The organism is Nocardioides sp. Iso805N (assembly GCF_000364605.1).
Taxonomy (GTDB): Bacteria; Actinomycetota; Actinomycetes; order Propionibacteriales; family Nocardioidaceae; genus Nocardioides.
This window is the reverse complement of the sequence record NZ_KB822575.1, coordinates 429683-450695: the sequence shown is the minus strand read 5'-3', so window position 1 is coordinate 450695 and position 21013 is coordinate 429683. Positions and strand designations below refer to the sequence as shown.

The window sequence follows — 21013 nt, the reverse complement described above, 5'->3', positions numbered from 1 at the left end:
CTAGCCTCAGCGGGTGGAGCGCTCGCGTGGTGTGGTGTTCGGGGTCGTCGCCTACCTGATCTGGGGCGCGTTCCCGCTCTACTGGCCACTGCTGGAGCCGGCCGGGGCTTTCGAGATCCTGGCGCACCGGTTGATCTGGTCGCTGGTGGTGATGACCGTCCTGATCATCGCCCTGCGCCGTACGCCGCAGCTCCTCGCGCTGGTGCGCGACCGACGCAAGCTCGCCCTGCTGGCACTCGCGGCGGTGACGGTGACCTGCAACTGGGCGACGTACATCTGGGGCGTCAACCACGGCCGTGTGGTCGAGACGTCGCTGGGCTACTTCGTGAACCCGCTGGTGACGATGCTGCTCGGCGTGCTGGTGCTGCACGAGCGGATGCGGACGGTGCAGTGGGTCGCTGTCGGCATCGCGACCCTCGCTGTCGTGGTGCTGACCGTGGACTACGGCCGGCTGCCGTGGCTCGCGCTGGTGCTCGCGCTCTCCTTCGGCACCTACGGGCTCGCGAAGAAGAAGGCCGACGCGGGCGCGTTCGAGTCGCTGGCGCTGGAGACGGCCCTGATGGCGCCGCTGGCATTGGTCTTCCTGGTCGGCCTCGGCCTGACGGGCAGGTCGCACTTCACCTCCGAGGGCCCGGGGCACGCGGCGCTCTTCGTCTCGGCCGGCGTGGTGACGGTGGTGCCGTTGATCTGCTTCGGTGCTGCCGCCGTACGGGTGCCGTTGGTGACGCTCGGGCTGCTGCAGTACCTGGCGCCGATCCTGCAGTTCGGCCTCGGCGTGCTGCACTTCCACGAGGACATGTCGACCGGCCGTTGGATCGGCTTCGCGATCGTCTGGGTGTCGCTGGCCGTGTTCACCTACGACTCGCTGAGGGCGCGCCGGCCCGTGGTGGCGCCGAGCCGATCCGCATACACAGCAAATTCTGAGAAAGCGTGAACGCGAATCACAGGTACGTGTTTGACTTTCTCGCCCGGTCGCCTCACGCGACCACCGTTCCCGGGAGTCCCCTTGCGTCGTCGTACCACCATCGCCACGGCCGTGACCGCCGCGGCGGCAGCCCTCGTGCTGATCGCTCCGACCGCCCAGGCGGCCTCGTTCGGCCACAAGCTGAGCGGCAGCGTCAGCTGTGACCAGGGCCGGGCCAAGCTCGACACCTCCGTCAACCACAACGGCACCGAGCGGGGCAAGGTCGCACTCAGCGGGCTGGGCAACAAGCGCTGGAGGGGTGGTCTGCAGCTCAACCCGGAAGCGGCCTACGCCGCTGCGGCCGCGGACGGTGACCTCAGCGACAGCGAGCTGGAGTCCCTCATCGACGGACCCCGCAAGATCTTCGTGGCCAAGCACGGCCGCTTCAGCCAGTCTCGCAAGATGCGCGACTCGCGCTCGCTGGATGCGACGGCGACGTTCACCTCCGGCGTGGAGATGTGCAGCATCTCGCTCGGGACCGACGGTGGACAGTTCGCCGTCGGCGGCAACGATGGTGGCGTCGGCGTCCGCGTGGACTCGAAGCCCGCCGTGGAGGCCTACGTCGCCGGCGAGGCCCACCACCGCTTCCTCTTCAACTTCACGGTGCGGACGAAGGCGGGCACCAGGCACTGGACCACGGTCCGGACCGCCGGCACCATCGGTGCGGCCGAGGCGTCGATGACCGGCGTGAAGCAGCTGGACTCGTTCTCCGAGGCGTCGGTGACGGTCACCGACCTGACCGTGCACATCGGTTCGGAGACGTTCCAGCTCCAGCGCTGAGCCGATCACGGTGCGGCTGACCCGCTGAATCCGCGCCGAATCAGTCGAAATGGCCGTCGAGTCTGCAGACTCGGCGGCCATTTCCACCAAGTCGGGGTCAGGCGACCGTCCAGGTGTCACCTGAGTTGAGCAGCGCGGTGAGGCGGTCCTCGGCGGGGGCGGTGGAGGAGGCCCGGGCATCGGCGATCTGGGCACGCGCCTGGTCGTCGTAGGTGGGCCGCTGGACCTGGCGGAAGATGCCGATCGGCGACTGGTGCAGCACCCCGGCGTCGGTCAGTCGCGAGATCGCGAAGGCCGTGGTCGGGTCGGGGTTGTGCACGTCGTGGACGAGCACGCTCTCGAGGCCGACCTCGGCCACCTGAGCGACCTTGACGCCGCCGGTGAGGCTGTCGCGGATCAGTCCCTTGGCGGGCTGCCCGGTTGCATCGGGAGCGCCGAAGAGGATGGGCTCGCCGTGGACCAGCGGGATGATCGCGTCTGCCTTGGTGTCGGGACCCTTGAGGTCGTCGAAGGCACCGTCGTTGAAGATCGGGCAGTTCTGGTAGATCTCGACCAGCGCCGTACCGCGGTGGGCGGCCGCCGCCGACAGCACGGAGGTCAGGTGCTTGCGGTCGGAGTCGACGGTGCGGGCGACGAAGGACGCCTCGGCGCCCAGCGCCAGCGAGACCGGGTTGAACGGGTGGTCGATCGAGCCGGACGGGGTCGACTTGGTCACCTTGCCGGTCTCCGAGGTGGGGGAGTACTGGCCCTTGGTCAGGCCGTAGATCCGGTTGTTGAACAGCAGGATCGTCATGTTGACGTTGCGGCGCAGCGCATGGATCAGGTGGTTGCCGCCGATCGAGAGCGCGTCGCCGTCCCCGGTGACGACCCACACCGACAGGTCCTCACGGGCGGTGGCGATGCCGGTCGCGATCGACGGGGCGCGCCCGTGGATCGAGTGCATGCCGTAGGTGTCGAGGTAGTAGGGGAATCGCGAGGAGCAGCCGATGCCGGAGACGAAGACGATGTTCTCCCGCTTGAGGCCGAGGTCGGGCAGGAAGCCCTGCACGGCCTTGAGTACGGCGTAGTCACCGCAACCGGGGCACCACCGCACCTCCTGGTCGGAGGTGAACTCCTTGCCGGTCTGCGGCCGGTCCGTGGTGGGGACCAGGTCGATGCCGGAGCGGAACGCCGGAGTTCCCAGGTCGCTGACGGTGGTGGGGGAGGTCATCACAGCTCCTCGCCGGTGTCGATGGCAGTGTTCGAGAGGTCGACGGTCACGTCCTCGGCGTCGGCGACCAGGGCGCCGATCGCCTCGGCCAGCTCCGAGGACTTCAGCGGCAGGCCGCGGACGACGTTGAAGCCGACCGCGTCGACCAGGTACTTCGCGCGCAGCAGCAGCGAGAGCTGGCCCATGTTCATCTCGGGAACCAGCACCTTGTCGTAGCGCTTGAGGATGTCGCCGAGATCGTTGGGGAACGGGTTGAGGTGACGCAGGTGGACCTGCGCGACGTTGAAGCCGGCCTTGCGGACCAGGCGCACGGCCGACCCGATCGGCCCGTAGGTCGAACCCCAGCCGAGCACCAGCACCTTGGCCCTTCCCTCGCCCGGCGGCCCGGAGGGATCGTCGATCTCCAGCGGCGGCAGCGTCTCGGCGATCTTGGCCACCTTGGCGGCGCGGCTGCGGACCATCTGGTCGTGGTTGGCCGGGTCGTAGGAGATGTTGCCGTGGCCATCGCCCTTCTCCAGACCGCCGATGCGGTGCTCGAGGGCCGCCGTGCCGGGGACCGCCCACGGCCGCGCGAGGGTCTCCTCGTCGCGCAGGTAGGGCCAGAACTCGTCCTGCTCACCGGTCGTCGAGCGGGGCGAGACGTGATTGGGGCCGGTCGCGAAGGCCGGGTCCATGGTGGGCAGCTCGTCGACATCGGGGATGCGCCAAGGCTCGGAGCCGTTGGCGAGGTAACCGTCGGAGAGCAGCATCACCGGCGTGCGGTAGGTGACGGCGATCCGGGCGGCCTCCAGCGCTGCGTCGAAGCAGTCGCCGGGCGTGGCCGGCGCGACGATCGGCACCGGTGCCTCGCCGTTGCGGCCGAACATCGCCTGGAGCAGGTCGGACTGCTCGGTCTTGGTCGGCAGGCCGGTCGAGGGGCCGCCACGCTGGACGTTGACGACCACCAGCGGCAGCTCGGTCATCACGGCCAGGCCGATCGCCTCGCCCTTGAGCGCGACACCGGGGCCCGAGGTGGTGGTGACCCCGAGCGAGCCGGCGTACGCGGCGCCGATCGCCGAGCCGACGCCGGCGATCTCGTCCTCGGCCTGGAACGTGGTCACACCGAACGACTTGTGCTTGGAGAGCTCGTGCAGGATGTCGGAGGCCGGGGTGATCGGGTAGGAGCCCAGGAACACCGGCAGGCCCGAGCGGACACCGGCGGCGATGAGGCCGTAGGCGAGCGCCAGGTTGCCGGTGATGTTGCGGTAGGTGCCGGCCGAGACCGGTGCCGGCTTGATCTCGTAGGAGACGGCGAACGCCTCGGTGGTCTCGCCGAAGTTCCAGCCGGTCTTGAACGCGGTGATGTTCGCGTCGCGGATGTCGGGGACCTTGGCGAACCTCTTGTTCAGGAACGCGATCGTGGATTCCGTCGGCCGGCCGTACATCCACGAGAGCAGGCCCAGGGCGAACATGTTCTTCGCGCGCGAGGCGTCCTTGCGGGAGAGGCCGAACTCCTTGACCGCCTCGACGGTCATGCCGGTCAGGTCGACCGGATGGACCTGGTAGGCGGCGAGCGGGCCACCCCCGCCATCGGAGCCAGCGTCGTCGAGGGGGTTGGCGTCGTACCCGGCCTTGGCCAGGTTGCGGGTGGTGAAGTCGGCGGTGTCGACGATGATCGTCGCGCCCTTGGGCAGGTCGCCCAGATTCGCCTTCAGCGCCGCCGGGTTCATCGCCACGAGTACGTCGGGCGCATCGCCCGCGGTCATGATGTCGTGGTCGGCGAAGTGGACCTGGAACGATGACACCCCGGGGATCGTGCCCTGCGGCGCCCGGATCTCGGCGGGGAAGTTGGGCAGGGTCATCAGGTCGTTGCCGAAGACCGCCGACTCCTGGGTGAACCGATCGCCGGTGAGCTGCATGCCATCACCGGAGTCACCTGCGAACCGGATGACCACTCGATCGAGCTGCTTGACCTGCTTCGTCACGCTGTGCACTCCTTCGAACCCGCCGAGCTACTGCTCGCACCCACGGCCGTGGCCGTGCCGGTCGCTCCGACGTACGGTCACGCGACTTCCCAGGGTAGTCGGCGCTCCTGACGCACACCGCGCCATTGGCCAAAGCGTGAAATCAGAACGTGTTCTCGTCTCGACGCACTGCGTGTCCACGAAGCGGACAGGGGTGATTAAGTCGCGTAGAGTAGGTGACATTACTGAAAAACAGTGGTCGATCGACTACTGCCTGAACGCGAGGAAACGAGGACTCATGAAGTCGATCAAGGTCACGGTTGCGCTCGTCGCAGCCGGGGTGCTGGCCTTGACCGGGTGCGGTAGCGGCTCCGGTTCATCCAGCTCGAGTGCTGACACGATCAATATCGTCGGATATTCCGTGCTCCAGCAGGCCAACAAGGGCGTCGAGGCGGCCTTCCAGAAGACCTCCGAGGGCAAGGGCGTCACCTTCAAGGAGTCCTACGGGGCGTCCGGTGACCAGGCCCGCTCCGTGCTGGCCGGCGCGAAGGCCGACACGGTCCACCTCTCGCTCGAGCCCGACGTGCAGAAGCTCGTCGACGGCGGGGTCGTGGACAGCGACTGGAAGAACAACGCCACCAAGGGCATCTGCACCCAGTCGATCGTCGTCTTCGGCGTCCGCCCGGGTAACCCCAAGAACATCAAGACCTGGGCCGACCTGGTCAAGCCGGGCGTCAAGATCGTGACCCCCAACCCCGCCTCCTCGGGTTCGGCGAAGTGGAACCTGCTGGCCGCCTACGGCTCGGAGATCGCCTCCGGCGGGGACGACACCGCGGCACAGGCCTACATGAAGAAGTTCTTCGCCAACGTCGTCTCGATGCCCGACTCGGGCCGCGACGCCACCACCGCCTTCACCGGCGGCACCGGCGACGTGCTGCTCTCCTATGAGAACGAGACGATCCTGGCGCGCCAGTCCGGCACCCAGCTCGACTACGTCGTCCCGGACAGCTCGCTGCTGATCCAGAACCCCTGCGCCGCGACCAAGGACGCCTCGGCCGTCACGCAGAAGTGGATCGACTTCCAGAAGAGCGCCGCCGGCCAGAAGCTGTACGCCGAGACCGGCTACCGGCCGCTCGACAACGTCGCCAGCCAGGTCGGCCAGGTCACCGTGAAGGGTGCCAATGACCCGAGCAACCCGTTCCCGGCGCCGGCCAAGCTGCTGACCATCGACAAGGACTTCGGTGGCTGGACCGCTGCCAACACCAAGTACTTCGACGCCGACAACGGCATCCTGACCAAGCTGCAGGCAGCCGCAGGCAAGTGACGACCGCTCCGATCCTGGAGGGCCGACCGGACGTCCGACCACCCCGCAACACGGGTGGTCGGCGCCGGCCGGCCCGGTCCTCTTCCCGGACCCTGTCGCCCGCGTCCGGCCTCGGCCTGGGCGTTGCCATGATCTGGTTCAGCCTGCTGGTCCTGATCCCGCTGGCCGCGGTCGTCGTGAAGGCGAGCGGTGGCGGCTGGCACACCTACACGCACACGCTCAGCAACGGCCAGACCCTCGACGCGATCAAGCTGACGGTGATCACCTCGGCACTGGTCACACTGCTCAACATGGTGATGGGCACGATCATCGCCTGGGTGCTGGTCCGCGACCGGTTCCCCGGCAAGAGCGTGCTCGACGTGGTGATCGACATCCCGTTCGCGCTGCCCACCATCGTCGCGGGCCTGGTGCTGCTCTCGCTGTACGGCCCCGACAGCCCCATCGGGCTGCACTTCGCCAACAGCCGCAAGGCGGTCTTCCTGGCGTTGGCGTTCGTCACGCTGCCCTTCGTCGTACGCACCGTGCAGCCGGTGCTGGAGGAGATGGAGACCGACGTCGAGGACGCTGCCGCGTCGCTGGGCGCCTCCCGGATGACCACGTTCCGCCGGATCGTGCTGCCGACCCTCGTGCCGGCGATCTTCGCGGGCGCGTCGCTCTCCTTCGCGCGCGGGATCAGCGAGTACGGCTCGTTGGTGCTGCTCTCGGGCAACCTGCCGCACCGCACCGAGGTCACCTCCGTGCGGGTGCTGTCCTACCTCGAGGGCGGTGACACCGCCGCGGCCGCGTCCGTGGCGACCGTCCTGCTGGTCGTGGCCCTGCTGGCGATCGTGGCGCTCGACATCATCCAGCGGCGGGTGTCGCGCCGTGGCTAGCGCGGTGCGCAGCTCCCGGGTGGGCCAGCGCAGCGTGCCGTTGACGTGGGCGCTGCGCCTCCTGGTCATCGGCTACCTGCTGATGCTGGTGCTGTGGCCGACCTGGTTCGTCGTCCAGCACACCTTCGCCCATGGGCTGCAGGGCATCCGCACGGCCCTGGCCGATCCGGACGTGCAGAGCTCGCTCGCGCTGACCGCGAAGATCTCGGTCATCTCCGTCCTGATCAACCTGGTCTTCGGCGTGGGCATGTCGCTGTTGCTGGTGCGCTACGACTTCCCCTGCAAGCGGTTGCTGTCGGCCTTCATCGATCTGCCGCTGGCGGTCTCGCCGATCGTGGTGGGCCTTGCTCTGGTGCTGGTCTACAACGGCCGCTACGGCTGGTTCGGGCCGTGGCTCGAGGCGCACGGGATGCAGGTCATCTTCGCGGTGCCGGGCATGGTGATGGCGACCTGCTTCGTCTCGCTGCCCCTGATCATCCGTGAGGTCGTCCCCGTTCTCGAGGAGGCCGGCGACGACCAGGAGCAGGCCGCCCGGTCGCTGGGCGCGAACTCGTGGCAGGCGTTCTGGCGGGTCACCTTGCCAGGCATCCGCTGGGCGATCGTGTACGGCGTCGTCCTCTCGCTGGCGCGCTCCCTGGGCGAGTTCGGCGCGGTCAAGGTGGTGGCCGGCAACGTGTCGGGCCAGAGCCAGGTCGCGACCGTCCTGGTCCAGCAGAAGTATCAGAACTTCGAGCAGGAGACGGCGTACTCCGTCTCGTTCATGCTCGCGTTCGCGGCCGTGCTCTGCCTCGTGGTGGTGGCGCTGCTGCGGCCCAAGACTCCCAAGGAGAACTAAGTGAGCATCGAGGTACGTGGCGTCTCGAAGCGCTTCGGTGACTTCGTCGCGCTCGACGACGTGAACGTGTCGCTGCCCACCGGGCAGCTGACCGCCCTGCTCGGCCCGTCCGGGGGTGGCAAGTCCACCCTGCTGCGGATCATCGCGGGGCTGGACTCCGCCGACACCGGGACCGTGTCGATCGAGGGCATGGAGGCCACCCACCTGCCGCCGCAGAAGCGCAACGTGGGCTTCGTCTTCCAGCACTACGCGGTCTTCAAGCACATGACGGTGGCCAAGAACGTCGCCTTCGGCCTGGAGATCCGCAAGAAGCCGAAGGCAGAGGTGGCGGCCAGGGTCGCCGAGCTGCTGGACCTGGTGCACCTCTCGCAGTTCGCCGGTCGGCTGCCCTCGCAGCTCTCCGGCGGTCAGCGGCAGCGGATGGCGCTGGCTCGTGCGCTGGCGGTCTCGCCGTCGGTGCTGCTGCTCGACGAGCCGTTCGGCGCGCTGGACGCGAAGGTCCGCAAGGAGCTGCGCGACTGGCTGCGCCGGCTGCACGACGAGGTGCACGTGACCACCGTGTTCGTCACCCACGACCAGGAGGAGGCCCTGGAGGTCGCCGACGAGATCGTGGTGATCAACAACGGCAGGGTCGAGCAGGTGGGATCGCCCGACCAGCTCTACGACGCGCCGGCCAACGACTTCGTGATGTCTTTCCTGGGCGACGTGACCACCCTGGGCGGATCGCTGATCCGGCCGCACGACATCGAGGTGACGCTGTCGCCGTCAGGCCCCGAGTCGGTCGAGGGCACCGTCTCACGGGTGCTGCGGATCGGCTTCGAGGTGCGGCTGACGGTGCTGACCGACGCCGGCGAGGTCGTCACGGTCGAGATGACCCGTACGCACGCGCGACGGCTGGGGGTGGAGGAGGGGACGACCGTGTTCCTCTCCGCCGTACTGGGGGCGACGACGGTCTGAGGCGTACGGCGCGGCGGCTCGTGTGGTCGCGGCGCCGCGCTGGGTGCCGGGCCGGGTGCCGCGCCGGGACGGTGGCCGGCGCGTGCCTGGGGGCAGGCCTCGCTACGCGCCTCGCTTGTCCCTCACGAGGCGCTCCGGCTGCGGCAGCGCCCCTGCGGCACGTGCCGGCCACCGTCCCGTCGCGGCCACACGTATGGTCCGGCCACGGTGATCGAGGGTGCGGCTCAGTGCGGCTGCCAGGCGTCTTCGTCGGCGGTGCGGGAGGTGACCTCGTCGGGCAGCTGTTGGTGGGCGAGCTGGTCGATGGAGACCTTCTCGAACACGTCGCGCAGCGCGTCGCGGGCCGCGATCCACACGTGCTGGAGAACGTCGGCACGCTCGTTGTAGGTGACTGCCTCGGGGCGCAGGCCGTAGACGCTGACCAGCGGGCCGTCGACGGCCCGGATCACGTCGGCGACGGAGACGTCGCCGGGCGCCTTGGCGAGGCGCCACCCGCCGGACTGGCCGCGCTGGGAGATCACGATGCCGCTCTTGCGCAGGTCGGCGAGGATCGCCTGCAGGAACCCGTGGGGGATCTCCTGCAGCCGGCCCAGCTCCTCGGCGCTGACGGCCTTCCCGTCCTCACGGGCGGCCATCTCGATGAGCGCGCGGAGGGCGTAATCGGACTTGGCTGATACTCGCACGCGTCTAGTGTCCCAGATGATCCGATCAGTTCACTCGACATATGGGGTCTAGGGTTGCGTGCCGTGGGAAAGAAGTACGACGTGGTCGTGGTCGGCGCGGGCCCTGCCGGCTCGTCGGCGGCCCGGGTTGCGGCCGCTTCCGGCCTCGACGTGCTGGTGCTGGACCGGGCCGCCTTCCCGCGCTACAAGACCTGTGGCGGTGGACTGATCGGACCGTCGATGCGCTCGATCGAGCGCCTGCCGGAGCTGCCCACGCGAGCGGACATCGTCCGGTGTGGCTTCTCCTACCGCGGTGGGCGGGCCGCGCTGCGCTCCTCGCCGACGCCGGTCATCAGGACGGTGGTCCGGTCGGAGTTCGACCACTGGCTGATCTCCGAGGCCGTGGCGGCCGGCGCGGAGTTCCGGGACGCGTGCGCGGTGCGATCGGTCGAGCAGGACGGATCCGGCGCACTGGTGTCGACCGCGTACGGCGAGGTCCGCGCCGACACCGTCATCGCCGCCGACGGTGCTTCCGGCCGGCTCTCGCGCCTGGTCGGGGTCGAGGTCGGCCGAGTGGACCTCGGTCTCGAGGTCGAGCTGGCCGCACCGCCCGCTGTCGCCTCCGAGTGGGCCGGCCGGATCCACGTGGACTGGGGCCGGCTGCCCGGCTCCTATGGATGGGTGTTCCCGAAGGGCGACACGCTCACCGTCGGGGTGATCGCGGCCCGCGGCTGGGGGGAGGCGACGCGTGCCTACCTGCGCGACTTCTTGCGGCAGCAGCAGCTGGAGGGACTCGAGGTGGTGCAGGACTCCGGCCATCTCACCCGCTGCCGCACGACATCCTCGCCCGTAGCCGCCGGACGCATCCTCGCCGTCGGCGATGCGGCCGGCCTGCTCGAACCGTGGACGCGGGAGGGCATCTCCTTCGCACTGCGCTCGGGCGCGGCAGCCGGTGCGGCCTGCGCCGAGGTGGACGTGGCCGCCACCTACCGAGCTGCGCTCGAGGCCGAGCTGCTGCCCGAGATGGAAGCCGGCGAGCGCTGCCGCGTTGCGTTCGAGCGGTGGCCGCGCCTCTTCCACGAGCTCTTCGCTCACACAGGGGTCGGATGGCGTAGCTTCGTCCGCCTGGCATCGGGAGAGAGCACGCTCGCTCGGGCGATGGCGCACCCGTCGGTGCGGCTCGGGCTGGGGTTGCTCGCTCGCTGAGCGGTCTGCGCCGACTGATCGCCGATCCATCACCTTGACGTCGCCGCCAGCGGCAGCGCAGCCGAATTGCTTGATTCTGACTTCAGGTGATGCCGCTGCGTGTGATCCTGTGCATCCTTCACTTCGGCCGTACCGAACCGATCGTCCGGGCGCGCCCTTCTCGAGAGTCTGCTCACTCATGTTGCCGTACCGTTCCTCAGCCCTGCTCGCCTCTGCCGCGCTCGTCGTGGGCGCCGCGCTCGTTCCCGCCAGCGCGTTCGCCAACGACCCGACGCCCACCCCTGACCCGGCCATCTCCAACGCGGACCTCGTCGCCGCACTGACGGCCGCCGAGACGCCGACGGTGGCCGCGGCGAAGGCCGGGTGGCTGGCTCAGGGTGGCGACGCGAGCAGCGATTTCGGGAACAGCACCATCAAGGCGATCTACGCCGTGAACCTTGGCTTGGCCGACGCCGGCGCCGACGGCAGCATGGTCGAGGCCGAGCACTCGGGCACCTACATGACCCTGAGCACGCTCGGTTCCCACCGTTCCGTGAAGCGTGCGCTCAAGGCGATCAAGCGTCCGCACGCCACCTGGATGTTCTTGCGGGACACGTCGCTGGACCTGCGCGACCCCGACGGCGACAGTGCGGTCGCTCAGCTCGCGCCCGACCTGCTGCTCAAGGAGCTCGTCGACCCGAAGCACACGACGCTGGTCGGCACCCCGACCGTGGCCACGGGTGCTGACGGTTCCAAGACGTACACCTTCGCAGGGGCGGACCTCGACTCGGAGGGGGTGTACGAGACCGGCACGCTGAGGCTCAACCCCAGCGGGGTCGTGACCTCCGTCAAGACGGTCAGCAGCTCGGACACGACGACGATCGGCTACTCCTACGGCGCGCAGCACGTCACGCTGCCGTCAAGGAAGAGCACCATCACCTTCGAGCAGTTCAACGAGGGCTCCATCCTCTCGGACCTGTCCACCGAGGTGAAGTCCGCTGCGACGGAGCTGGCGAAGGAGGCGACCAAGGAGGCGACGAAGCGCCCGCACAAGCACACCGTGAAGGCAGAGGCCATTCGCACATACGCCAAGAGGTTCGCGAAGTTCGCGAACCGCTTCGTCGACGCGAAGATCTTCAGCACCAAGTCGCTCCCTCACGGCGCGCGGATCACCGGCACCAACCCGTTCACCCACGCGCACGTGTCCTACGACGTGACGACGGCCGGCAAGAAGGCAGTCGTCCACAAGGCCTGACCCTCCGGGCGGCCCGGCGGTGATCTCGGCCCATCGTCATGGCAGTCATCGAACGTCGACATCGACGGCGGCCGCGTTGTGAACGGGCGCAGCACGGGGCGATGCCCCGTGCTGCTCCTAGATTCTTGCGGACTGGATGCGGACCGGACAGCGCTTACGCGGCCTGACCTGCACAGACGTTGTCCGCTCAGCGGTAGTTCTGGAACTGCACCGCGAAGTCGTAGTCCTGGCCCTTGACCAGCGAGATGACCGCCTGCAGGTCGTCGCGGGACTTGGAGGAGACCCGCAGCTCGTCGCCCTGGATCTGGGCCTTGACGGCCTTGGGGCCCTCGTCACGGATCAGCTTGGCGATCTTCTTGGCGTTCTCGGTGGAGATGCCCTCCTTGAGCGCGATGTCGATCTTCGACTGCTGGCCGGACTGACGGGGCTCGGAGGCGTCGAGCACCTTCAGCGACACGTCCCGCTTGACCAGCTTGCCCTTGAAGACATCGAGTACGGCGCTGGCGCGGTCATCGGCGGATGCGGTGATCTCGATCGCGCTCTCACCCTTCCACTCGATGCTGGCGTTGGTGCCCTTGAAGTCGAACCGGGTGGCCACCTCACGGGCGGTCTGGCCGAGCGCGTTGTCGACCTCCTGGCGGTCGAACTTGCTCACGATGTCGAACGTTGAGTCCGCCATGGGCTGCTCCGTTTTCTCTTGGGGGCGCTGACTGGGCTATTCTTCCGAACCGTTGCTGTTCCCGCCTAGCCGGGGGCGTGACATGGCAGGTTGCCCGAGCGGCCAATGGGAGCGGACTGTAAATCCGTCGCGAAAGCTTCGAAGGTTCGAATCCTTCACCTGCCACTGGTTGGACCATCATCCAGGTGCTAGACCCCCACCGACGGTGGGGGTCTAGTGCATTTTGCGGGCTTTCCGCCCAGAAGCGGGCCGTCAGAGGCGCGCTTCCCTCCACCGCGCCGGCGATTGTCGAGGCGAATCTCGACAATCAGGGGCCGCTACCCCAGGTCGCACCTGGTGTCTCCAAGTCGGATCTCGTGCCCAATGCGGCGCCTTTCGCTGGCTTGGGCCCACGGCCACCTAGGGCGACCTGGGGCGCGAGAACTTTCTTGCGTGATCGATTGCGCCCAACTTCGGTCGCCTCACGGTCGATCCGCATGCCAGATACCAAGAAGCAGTCGGCGCAGCACGCGCCGGCCTACACGTCCAACGAAAACCTCACGATCAAAGAAGCTGCCTTCGCCACGGGTCTGCACCCTGACACGATCAAGGACCGGCGCTCGGCGGGCCACTACGCGAACGCGTGGCAGGAGCAGAAGGGCCGCCGGGCCTGGCACATCCCAGTCAAGGACCTGGTGGCGGCAGGCGACCTCAGGCCCGAGGAAGTCGCCGAAGTCGCCTCGACGCTGGAGGCCGCCCGTGAGACGAAGCAGGTTGCTGAGCTCAAGGCCCGGATCATCGAGCTCGAGGATGCCCTGAACACGGCCACCGCGCTCGCCGAAGAGCGTCGCGGCATGGTCAAGATCCTCGAGTCGGTCCTGGCGCGGACGGCGGTGGCAGCATGAGCAAGCCACTGACCGGCTCACTGAAGCTCAACCCCTCCGGCACCTGGACCGCCAGCGTTCCGACCGTCCGCGGCTCGAGCCGACGAGCGTCTGGCACTTTCGAGACCAAAGCTGCCGCTCAGCGATGGCTCGCTGCCGCGGTCGCCGCGATCGAGGCCGGCCAGCTCGTCCCCGATGCGGGGCGCTTCAAGAGCCCGGTCGGCGCTAACCACACTCGGCGTGGCACGAGCCGGTTCAAGACCTACGCGGAGCGATGGATCCGCGAACGCTACGAAGAGGACCACCACGGCAACGTCGACCGGCAGGATCAGATCACCCACTACGCCGACGTGATCGAGAATCACCTGAGCTCCCGGGGTCTGTCACTGGAGTCGGTCACCGATGACAATGTCCGCGACATGTACCGCACGCTGCTCAGGGCCGAGCCGGTCGCGGCGACCGCCAGCGTGCCTGCTGGCATCGGCGCCGACGAACTGCTCACCGCCAAGGAGGCCCACTCGCTTGTGACAAGTTGCGGCTACGACGTGTCGCGCGCTGCCCTCAAGCGTGCAGGCGCTGAAGGCGGGCTCGTGCGGGCCGGCAGCCGTGGCAACGCTTACGTATACCGAGCCGGGGATGTCTTCCGTGTGGCCGCCAGCATGGTCGCGCGTCGCGATGCTGCTCAGGATCGGTACAGCCACAGCACCCTTGGCACGGTGCGGTGGGTGTTCACCCAGGTGGTCAAGTACGCCAAGCGCAAGGGGGTCGCAGTCCAAGACGGGCTCTGCGACATCAAGCTGCCCAAGGATGAGTCCCCCCAATCCGGCAAGTTAAAGCGCGCCATCACACTCAAGGAAGCTGCCCGAATCGCTGCTCGGCTCCACGTCGTCCACCAGGTCGTGTTCTGGCTCCTCATGACCGTCGGCCTCCGGATCTCCGAGGCCTACGGCCTGCTAGTCGAAGACATCATCGAGGGTGGGCCGGGCAAGCCCAACCTGCTGATCGTTCAGTCGCAGGGCGGAACGAAGTTCAGGCGGCGTGCCGCGGGCGGAACCATCGAGGTCTCCGACCACATCGATGAGACCAAGGGCCGTAAGTGCCGCGTGCTTGTCATTCCTGATCCGCTCATCGTGCTTCTGCGGCTCGTCATCGAGATCTTTCACACCAGTTCAGATGGCCAGATCCAGACCAAGAATCGGCTCATCCCAGGGCTCAATCGCACGAACGCCGGAGGTCAGAGTGCGTTTCGGCGAGCGCTCATGTTGGCGGCTGCGGCCGAGGGCCTCGACGTAGTCATGGACGGCACGCGCCGCAGTGCGGAGTATGCCCATCTGGTCACTGTGACCCCCACCCCGCACCACCTACGCAAGAGCTTCAGTACCGCTCTGCAAGCGGACGCGGCCCAGGTCGAGGACATCCGCGCCAGCCTCGGCCATCGCGCGGGCGGTGAGATCTTTCACCTCCACTACCTGATCGCAGATCCCGCGCTCAAGGGACAGCAACGGGTTGCTGATGCGACCGCCAAGGCCGTCGCCGAAGAGCTCGGGGGCAACTTGGTGGTCCCCACTGGCGCCTCCTGCACGACTGGTTCGCAACGTGCGCTCGCGCTCGATGCCGCTCGGATCGACGCCGCGCTCATGGATGCTGGCTGGCTCGCTGGCGGCGAAGCCACCGATGAAGGCTTGATTAGCGTGGAAGACGCGGCAGCGATCCTCGGTGTCACGGGCAGCCAGATCCGCGCCGAGATTGCCGCCGGCCGGCTTGCCTCGACCCGGATCGGCAACAGGGGCGAGCGCCACTTGGTGAAGCTCGTCGATGTCCTCGCCCTGGGCGAGCGCCTGGGTGATGGCTCAGCGATTCGTGCGCTGGCGGAAGTTCTTGAGTTGCCGTACGACAAGGTTCGCCAGTACATCAAGCGTCACCCAGCGCTTGAGTACGACGCCGGCCCGGGTCGGGATGACCGCGTGCCTGAGCACGTCATCGAGCACACTCGCAGGTACTTCTTCGAACAGCGTGAGCTTGAGGAGCGAGCCATCCGTATGCCGGTGGTCGCGACTCAGCTAGGCGTGAGTGTTCCTGCGATCAAGACGCTGGTCAAGCACGGGATTCTGGTCGAGGACATCCGCTTCCACGGCGGCGTCCAGTCGATCACCAAAGTCAGTCTTGATCGGTACCGCGCGATGGGAGGGCGTCGGAAGCGTCGCTGGTAGCGGGCCGGTGGCGACAGACGGGTGCGGCCAGATGGCTGTACCGCGATCGCCTGCGCGTACTCCGTTGGGACTGGGCCTGCTAGGCCGATCCGCGGGGCGTCGGTGCCGCATCGCGCTGGGGGGTGATCGGGTGATGGTCTGGTGCTTTGTCAGTGCCAGCGTCGGGAAGGCTGTAGGCGATCACAAACGCGGCGAAAGCGACGACCAAGGCGAGGACGCAGTCTCGTAGGACCGTGACCAGTACTGCGACAGTCGCTGCACCAAAGTATCGCGTTGCTGCGTACTCTTCGGCGATCCGTCGCGCCACCTTCCCTGCTGCCGTGTTCGGCAGACCGGCGACATTCGGCGCTCCAACCAGCGATTTCGCCGTGATCGCGCCAGCTGCTGCAAGCCCGGCCAGCAACGTCAGAAGCCCGGAAACGGCGTAGATGACCTTGGCAACCAGCGTTGGGTCGCTGTGGCGGTAGGCCGCAGCGATCCCGGTGCCGAGGACGAGCGTCGTGGTGAACACCAGTTGCGCCCGCGCTCGCACGTCGCTCTTGTCCGCCCGCTGCTGGTCAAGGTCCCGACGCGCTTCCTCGAGATAGACGCGGACGTCGTCGTCGGTCCAAGAAGGCGGGGGCGCAATCGGCGGTACACCTGGATCGGGGTGCGTGGGCGGCAGGGTCCCGGGCCGGAAGACTACGAGCGCGTATCCGAGGAAGAGCCACAGCTCGTCTCTGATCTCGCGGCGCCGGCTCATCGGCCCTCGTTGAGGAAGGCCGCGACGGCTGCCGTGACGCCGGTGGCTGGTCCAGTTGGGAGGAACAACCATTGGCCGGCTGGGTTGAGATCAATGAACCACCATCCGCCATCGGTGTCACAGATCCAGTCCTGGGAGCTGTATCCGACGCCGAGGGTGGAGGCCGCCATGACCGCTAGTTCGCAGACTTCATCCGGCGCGGGTTGGTCGGTGAAGCTGTGATGTGCGGCGGCATCCATGCGCCAGTCGAGCGGCAAGCCAGTGGCCGGCAGCGTCCCTGAGAAGGCCGAAGAGCCGACGGTGACGATTCGTGCATGGGCGGCGGCGATCACACGTTGCTGCAGCAGGAACGGCGCCCCCGCGAGAGCTGCACTTTGGCCCGGATCGAATGCTGTGGTGGGTACGACGTATCCGATTCCTGCCGCGTCGCCGAAGGTTCCCGAGCCGAGGGGCTTGGCTACCCATCCATTATCAACGGGTGCGGCGGCCGGATCGGTGGTCACCACCCACCCGGGGATGGCGATACCAACCTGATGCAGCAGGCGGTACTGGTGAGGCTTGTTCTCCGCTGCACCCAGCGCCTCTACCGGGCTCAGCCACTCGATCTCGGTTAGACGCACGACTGCCGCTAGTCCGGACAGAGCGGCGGAACGCTCCGCCGAGGCCGCAGCGTCTTCGCGCGGGAGCGGTACGTTCCAACCAGCTGGTGCCAGACGCCGAATCCACCCGCGGCCGGGCAGCGCCTTGGTGCCCGCGACTCTCAGCCCATTCGTGTCAAGGGTGACTGGCGCGGTCGCCCACGTCGCAGCGTCAATGATGACCGGCGCCGTTGTCAGCAGCTGAGCGACGGCTGCAACATGCGGATCACGCGGGTCACCGACGATGAGCGGCATGCTCAGCGGATGACCCCGATGGGAAGCATGGCAGATGCCCGGTCGTTGTCGACGGTCTCGACCGCGTGAGTCATCACGGTGCCGGGCCAATCGGACGGGCCGCCACCTGGCGCGGCGACGGCAACGGCGTTGAGGCGGTACAGCGACATGGTCGTGTCATCTGCGGTCATCTATCCAGGTTAGAGCCAGACCGTGACGCCCGCGGCGAATCGCCGCATGCTGGGTCCGCATCGGACGGTCTACAGCCAGATCTGACCGGGGACCGATCGCGGCGGCAGGCCTACCGTGTCGCGCTAGCGCCGCGTCAGCGGAGCACGCCGACGGCGAGAAGCGCGGCTGCGCGGTCGTTGTCGACAGTCTCAATCGATGCTGTGAGACGTGTCCCAGGTTCGCGCGACGAGCGTGATTCGGGGCAGCCGGTTGCGACAGCATTTATCCGGTACAGCGAGGTGATCGTGCGGTCTAGGTCCACGACTACAGCGTAGGTGCCCGGCGCGCTAGCGGCAGTGAGGCGGCCATGTGTGGTTCTCCGTTTCACCTGCTCTCCTTTCTGGGGATTGCGCTCCCCTCGGAGGCCGGGACCGATCCATGATGCGGCAGCCAGAAGGCCTGGGCCGCGTCAGGAGAAGAGCCAATGAGCACCACCAAGTTCCAGCGTGACTGTGTCCGGGCGGCCGCGTATTTGCGCAACTTCGTCATGGAGGCAGAGCGGGGTACGCCGATCCAGCCGCCAGACGAAATCGCCGCCTGGCTTGGGGTCTCCCGGGCGGCGGTTGCCGGCGAGATCGAGGTACTCCTCTATGGGGGTGTGCTCGAGCACGTCACTGGCTGCGGGCAGGTCGTTAAGCAGCCATGCACGTCTAAGTCCTCGACCGACAAGCGCGCTGCGATGCTGTACACGTACGGAGAGGACGGTCGGCCCGCTTTGGCCGTCGGACCGTTCGAGGACCGCTAGGCGGCGAACGATTGGGCGATCGACAACTATGGCGAGGTCGGCGACGAGGTCGATGAGAGCCCGTACGGCAAGGTCGTGCGCTGGGACATCGTCGAGCTGAACGACCCGGAGCAGGTGATCGTGTGAGGTCGCCGACCGGATGGTTCGCGTAGGTGGACGACGACGGTAAGCAAAGCGGCACGCTGGCTCTTCTTCGTGCGGAGCGGGGTTGGGTTCCCATCGCCTGCCTGCACGGTGCCTCATGTCAAAGACGCCGAAGAGGAGATCCCATGCCCGCCTGCCGCAAGCACCGCTACGCCACCCGCGTCGACGCCCTGATCGTCCTCGCTCGCATCCAACACCGTGACTCAACCACTCGGCCCAAGACCGAGAAGCGCGCCTACCTTTTGCCACAGGTGTCGCTGCTGGCACCTGACCAGCGAACAGCCCCGGGCGGCTAGTGATCAGCTCGCAGCAGCCTCCTGAAACCCGAAGACCCCGCACACGTGCGGGGGTCTTGGTGTTTTGCCGAGCTGAGTCGGGAGCGGGATATCCGTTTAGTGGCGCGATTACTTGTGCGCCGGAGTCATCGATCGAGCGGGTCAGGGGGTGGTGGGCCGGGCATCGCTCCTTGCCTGCTCAACCCGCTGCCGGTGAGTCGCGACCACGCCCGGGCTGCCTCTGTTCTCGCGGAGCTGCGCCGGACTTGCGGCCGTTCCTGAACACGGTGAGTGCGACCGGGGCGCTCACGTGCGGTCGGACGCAACAGGGATTGCACATCAAAGTGCGCGGAGGAAGCCCCACGGAGGACCAAGCCGAGGACACGGCAGTCCGGCTACGGCAGGATGGCGCGAACAGGTCATCCCCGGTCGTCGGCAGGAAACGCAGCAGTGAGTCAGCAGGGCAGCAATCTCGGTAGCTTCATCTGGTCGATCGCCGACCAGCTTCGAGGTCCGTACCGGCCCAACCAGTACGGCAACGTGATCCTGCCTCTGACGATCCTGCGCCGCCTCGACTGCATCCTCGAGCCGGACCGCGACGCGGTCCGTGAGCTCGCGAAGCAGTACGACAACCCGGTTCGGCTCAGGGTCGAGGTCAAGAAGGCCACCGGCCGGCCGTTCTACAACACCTCGAACTACTCGTTCGCCAATCTCCTCGCTGACGCGGACGGCCTGGCGGACAACCTCACGGACTACCTCGACCGGTTCAGCCCCGATGTCGACGTCTTCGAGTACTTCGACTTCAAGAAGGAGATTTTCGCCCTCGAGAAGGCGGGCCTCCTGCGCGAGGTCATCAAGGCCTTCGGTGCCGTCGACCTCCACCCCCAAGCGGTGTCGAATGCCGACATGGGTGACGCGTTCGAGTACATCATCCGCAAGTTCAACGAGGCGGCGAACGAGACCTCGGGTGATCACTACACACCGCGTGACGCGATCAGGCTCCTCGTCGATCTGCTCTTCGCAGAGAAGGACGTCGACCTCACAGGAGACATCGTCCGCAGTCTGTATGACCCGACTGCAGGCACCGGCGGCATGCTCGCCTTGGCCGAGGAGCACCTGCTCGAGCAGAACCCCAACGCCAAGCTCACGCTGTACGGCCAGGAGTACAACCCGCAGTCGTACGCGATCTGCAAGTCAGATCTGCTTGCCAAGGGACATGACGCCACGAACATTGCCTTCGGCAACACGCTGACCGACGACGCCTTCACTGGCCGCAAGTTCGACTTCTGCATGTCCAACCCGCCTTATGGCGTGGATTGGAAGCAGTACGCCAAGGCCATCACCACCGAGCGTGACTCTGCAGGCCCGTATGGCCGCTTCGCCCCCGGCCTGCCGGCGACTTCGGATGGGCAGATGCTGTTCCTGCTGCACCTGGCGCACAAGATGCGTGCCCCTGAGGACGGTGGCGGTCGGGTCGGGATCGTCATGAACGGCTCGCCGCTGTTCAACGGCGCCGCCGAGTCCGGGCCGTCGAACATTCGTAAGTACCTGCTGGAGAACGACCTGGTCGAGGCGATCGTCGCGCTGCCGACCAACATGTTCTTCAACACCGGCATCGCGACCTACATCTGGATCCTCGACAACACCAAGCACGCTGAGCGCCGGGGCACGGTGCAGTTGATCGACGGGACGTCGTTCTGGACCAAGATGCGCAAGAACCTCGGCTCCAAGGGCCGCGAGATCTCCGACGAGAACCGTGCCGATGTGGTGAAGCTTTACAGCGAGTACGGCGACGCGGACGGCGACTTCTCCAAGGTGCTGCGCAACGACGAGTTTGGCTACTGGACAATCACAGTCGAACGCCCGCTCCTGGACGAGGACGGCAACCCGGTCGTGGATCGCAAGGGCAAGCCCAAGGCCGATGCGAAGAAGCGCGACACCGAGAACGTGCCCTTCACCTACGGAGGCTCGACCGCTGGCGCCGGCGGGAAGCTCGAGGTCATCCAGACATACTTCGACGCCGAGGTGAAGCCCCACGTCGGTGATGCGTGGATCGACTGGTCGAAGCTCAAGACCGGCTACGAGATCCCCTTCACCCGCCACTTCTACAAGTACGTCCCGCCCCGCCCTCTTGCCGAGATCGACGCCGACCTGGAGAAGCAGGTCGCCAAGATCCTCGACCTCCTCCGCGAGGTCGAGCAGTGAGCGAGACCTGGTGGCGAGCAACATGGCCATCTCGGCGACTTGCGACGCTCTTCGCCCCTC

The 21013-nt window shown here is 67.4% G+C and carries 20 protein-coding genes and 1 tRNA gene; 14 read left to right on the top strand and 7 right to left on the bottom strand.

Annotation, left to right across the window (positions count from 1 at the left end; all coding sequences use genetic code 11):
• The first annotated feature begins 13 nt into the window (after positions 1 to 13).
• Positions 14 to 934: an EamA family transporter RarD gene (gene rarD, locus H036_RS0102145; protein ID WP_198289872.1), complete on the top strand. Its 921-nt coding sequence runs from the start codon at positions 14 to 16 to the stop codon at positions 932 to 934.
• Positions 935 to 1006: 72 nt separating this feature from the next.
• Entirely contained in the window at positions 1007 to 1744 is a 738-nt protein-coding gene (locus tag H036_RS0102140; protein ID WP_017933123.1) for a hypothetical protein, read from the top strand.
• 97 nt (positions 1745 to 1841) lie between these two features.
• Here H036_RS0102140 and H036_RS0102135 read toward each other — a convergent pair whose 3' ends face one another.
• Positions 1842 to 2954, bottom strand: a complete 1113-nt coding sequence (locus tag H036_RS0102135; RefSeq protein ID WP_017933122.1) for a 2-oxoacid:ferredoxin oxidoreductase subunit beta — start codon at positions 2952 to 2954, stop codon at positions 1842 to 1844.
• Positions 2954 to 4918, bottom strand: coding sequence for a 2-oxoacid:acceptor oxidoreductase subunit alpha (locus H036_RS21545; protein ID WP_017933121.1), 1965 nt, complete (start codon positions 4916 to 4918; stop codon positions 2954 to 2956). Before H036_RS21545 ends, H036_RS0102135 begins: the two co-directional genes overlap by 1 nt.
• A 277-nt stretch (positions 4919 to 5195) precedes the next feature.
• Here H036_RS21545 and H036_RS0102125 point away from each other — a divergent pair, with 277 nt between their 5' ends.
• The 4 genes from H036_RS0102125 (at position 5196) to H036_RS0102110 (ending at position 8885) form a co-directional block, all read left to right on the top strand.
• Positions 5196 to 6221, top strand: a complete 1026-nt coding sequence (locus H036_RS0102125; protein WP_017933120.1) for a sulfate ABC transporter substrate-binding protein — start codon at positions 5196 to 5198, stop codon at positions 6219 to 6221.
• 128 nt (positions 6222 to 6349) lie between these two features.
• Positions 6350 to 7093, top strand: a complete 744-nt coding sequence (cysT, locus tag H036_RS0102120) for a sulfate ABC transporter permease subunit CysT (protein ID WP_017933119.1) — start codon at positions 6350 to 6352, stop codon at positions 7091 to 7093.
• A complete protein-coding gene (locus H036_RS0102115) occupies positions 7086 to 7928 on the top strand; it encodes a sulfate ABC transporter permease (RefSeq protein ID WP_232421783.1) in 843 nt (280 codons plus the stop codon). The genes cysT and H036_RS0102115 overlap by 8 nt, the downstream gene beginning before the upstream one ends.
• Positions 7929 to 8885: a sulfate/molybdate ABC transporter ATP-binding protein gene (locus tag H036_RS0102110; protein WP_017933117.1), complete on the top strand. Its 957-nt coding sequence runs from the start codon at positions 7929 to 7931 to the stop codon at positions 8883 to 8885.
• A gap of 224 nt (positions 8886 to 9109) precedes the next feature.
• Here H036_RS0102110 and H036_RS0102105 read toward each other — a convergent pair whose 3' ends face one another.
• Complete coding sequence (locus H036_RS0102105; protein ID WP_026145715.1) at positions 9110 to 9568, bottom strand: RrF2 family transcriptional regulator; 459 nt, start codon at positions 9566 to 9568, stop codon at positions 9110 to 9112.
• 63 nt (positions 9569 to 9631) lie between these two features.
• Here H036_RS0102105 and H036_RS0102100 point away from each other — a divergent pair, with 63 nt between their 5' ends.
• Together H036_RS0102100 and H036_RS0102095 are read left to right on the top strand one after the other, a co-directional pair.
• Entirely contained in the window at positions 9632 to 10753 is a 1122-nt protein-coding gene (locus H036_RS0102100) for a geranylgeranyl reductase family protein (RefSeq protein ID WP_017933115.1), read from the top strand.
• A 178-nt stretch (positions 10754 to 10931) separates the two neighbouring features.
• Positions 10932 to 11987 carry a hypothetical protein gene (locus H036_RS0102095; protein ID WP_017933114.1) on the top strand — a complete coding sequence of 352 codons (1056 nt, stop codon included), beginning with the start codon at positions 10932 to 10934 and terminating at the stop codon, positions 11985 to 11987.
• A 187-nt stretch (positions 11988 to 12174) separates the two neighbouring features.
• Here the strand turns inward: H036_RS0102095 and H036_RS0102090 are convergent, their stop codons facing one another.
• The gene (locus H036_RS0102090; protein WP_017933113.1) at positions 12175 to 12666 is read right to left on the bottom strand and encodes a YajQ family cyclic di-GMP-binding protein; all 492 of its coding nucleotides are present in this window, start codon (positions 12664 to 12666) and stop codon (positions 12175 to 12177) included.
• An 84-nt stretch (positions 12667 to 12750) separates the two neighbouring features.
• Here H036_RS0102090 and H036_RS0102085 point away from each other — a divergent pair.
• The 3 genes from H036_RS0102085 (at position 12751) to H036_RS0102075 (ending at position 15739) form a co-directional block, all read left to right on the top strand.
• Positions 12751 to 12831: transfer RNA gene (locus H036_RS0102085), tRNA-Tyr, on the top strand.
• 311 nt (positions 12832 to 13142) lie between these two features.
• A complete protein-coding gene (locus tag H036_RS0102080; protein ID WP_017933112.1) occupies positions 13143 to 13550 on the top strand; it encodes a hypothetical protein in 408 nt (135 codons plus the stop codon).
• Positions 13547 to 15739, top strand: a complete 2193-nt coding sequence (locus tag H036_RS0102075) for a tyrosine-type recombinase/integrase (protein WP_017933111.1) — start codon at positions 13547 to 13549, stop codon at positions 15737 to 15739. Before H036_RS0102080 ends, H036_RS0102075 begins: the two co-directional genes overlap by 4 nt.
• Positions 15740 to 15818: 79 nt before the next feature.
• Here H036_RS0102075 and H036_RS0102070 read toward each other — a convergent pair whose 3' ends face one another.
• From H036_RS0102070 to H036_RS25215, 3 genes are read right to left on the bottom strand one after another with little or no spacing between them, the layout of a single operon-like run.
• Positions 15819 to 16481 carry a hypothetical protein gene (locus H036_RS0102070; RefSeq protein ID WP_017933110.1) on the bottom strand — a complete coding sequence of 221 codons (663 nt, stop codon included), beginning with the start codon at positions 16479 to 16481 and terminating at the stop codon, positions 15819 to 15821.
• A complete protein-coding gene (locus tag H036_RS25220; RefSeq protein WP_157416942.1) occupies positions 16478 to 17374 on the bottom strand; it encodes a hypothetical protein in 897 nt (298 codons plus the stop codon). Before H036_RS25220 ends, H036_RS0102070 begins: the two co-directional genes overlap by 4 nt.
• 2 nt (positions 17375 to 17376) lie before the next feature.
• Positions 17377 to 17544 (bottom strand): hypothetical protein, encoded by a 168-nt coding sequence (locus H036_RS25215; protein WP_017933109.1) that lies wholly within the window; start codon positions 17542 to 17544, stop codon positions 17377 to 17379.
• Positions 17545 to 18008: 464 nt separating this feature from the next.
• Here H036_RS25215 and H036_RS0102060 point away from each other — a divergent pair, with 464 nt between their 5' ends.
• From H036_RS0102060 to H036_RS0102050, 3 genes are all read left to right on the top strand, one after another.
• Positions 18009 to 18329 (top strand): hypothetical protein, encoded by a 321-nt coding sequence (locus H036_RS0102060; RefSeq protein WP_017933108.1) that lies wholly within the window; start codon positions 18009 to 18011, stop codon positions 18327 to 18329.
• 269 nt (positions 18330 to 18598) lie between these two features.
• Positions 18599 to 18769: a hypothetical protein gene (locus H036_RS25210; RefSeq protein WP_017933107.1), complete on the top strand. Its 171-nt coding sequence runs from the start codon at positions 18599 to 18601 to the stop codon at positions 18767 to 18769.
• A 429-nt stretch (positions 18770 to 19198) separates the two neighbouring features.
• Positions 19199 to 20953, top strand: a complete 1755-nt coding sequence (locus tag H036_RS0102050) for a type I restriction-modification system subunit M (protein WP_017933106.1) — start codon at positions 19199 to 19201, stop codon at positions 20951 to 20953.
• Positions 20954 to 21013: the final 60 nt, after the last annotated feature.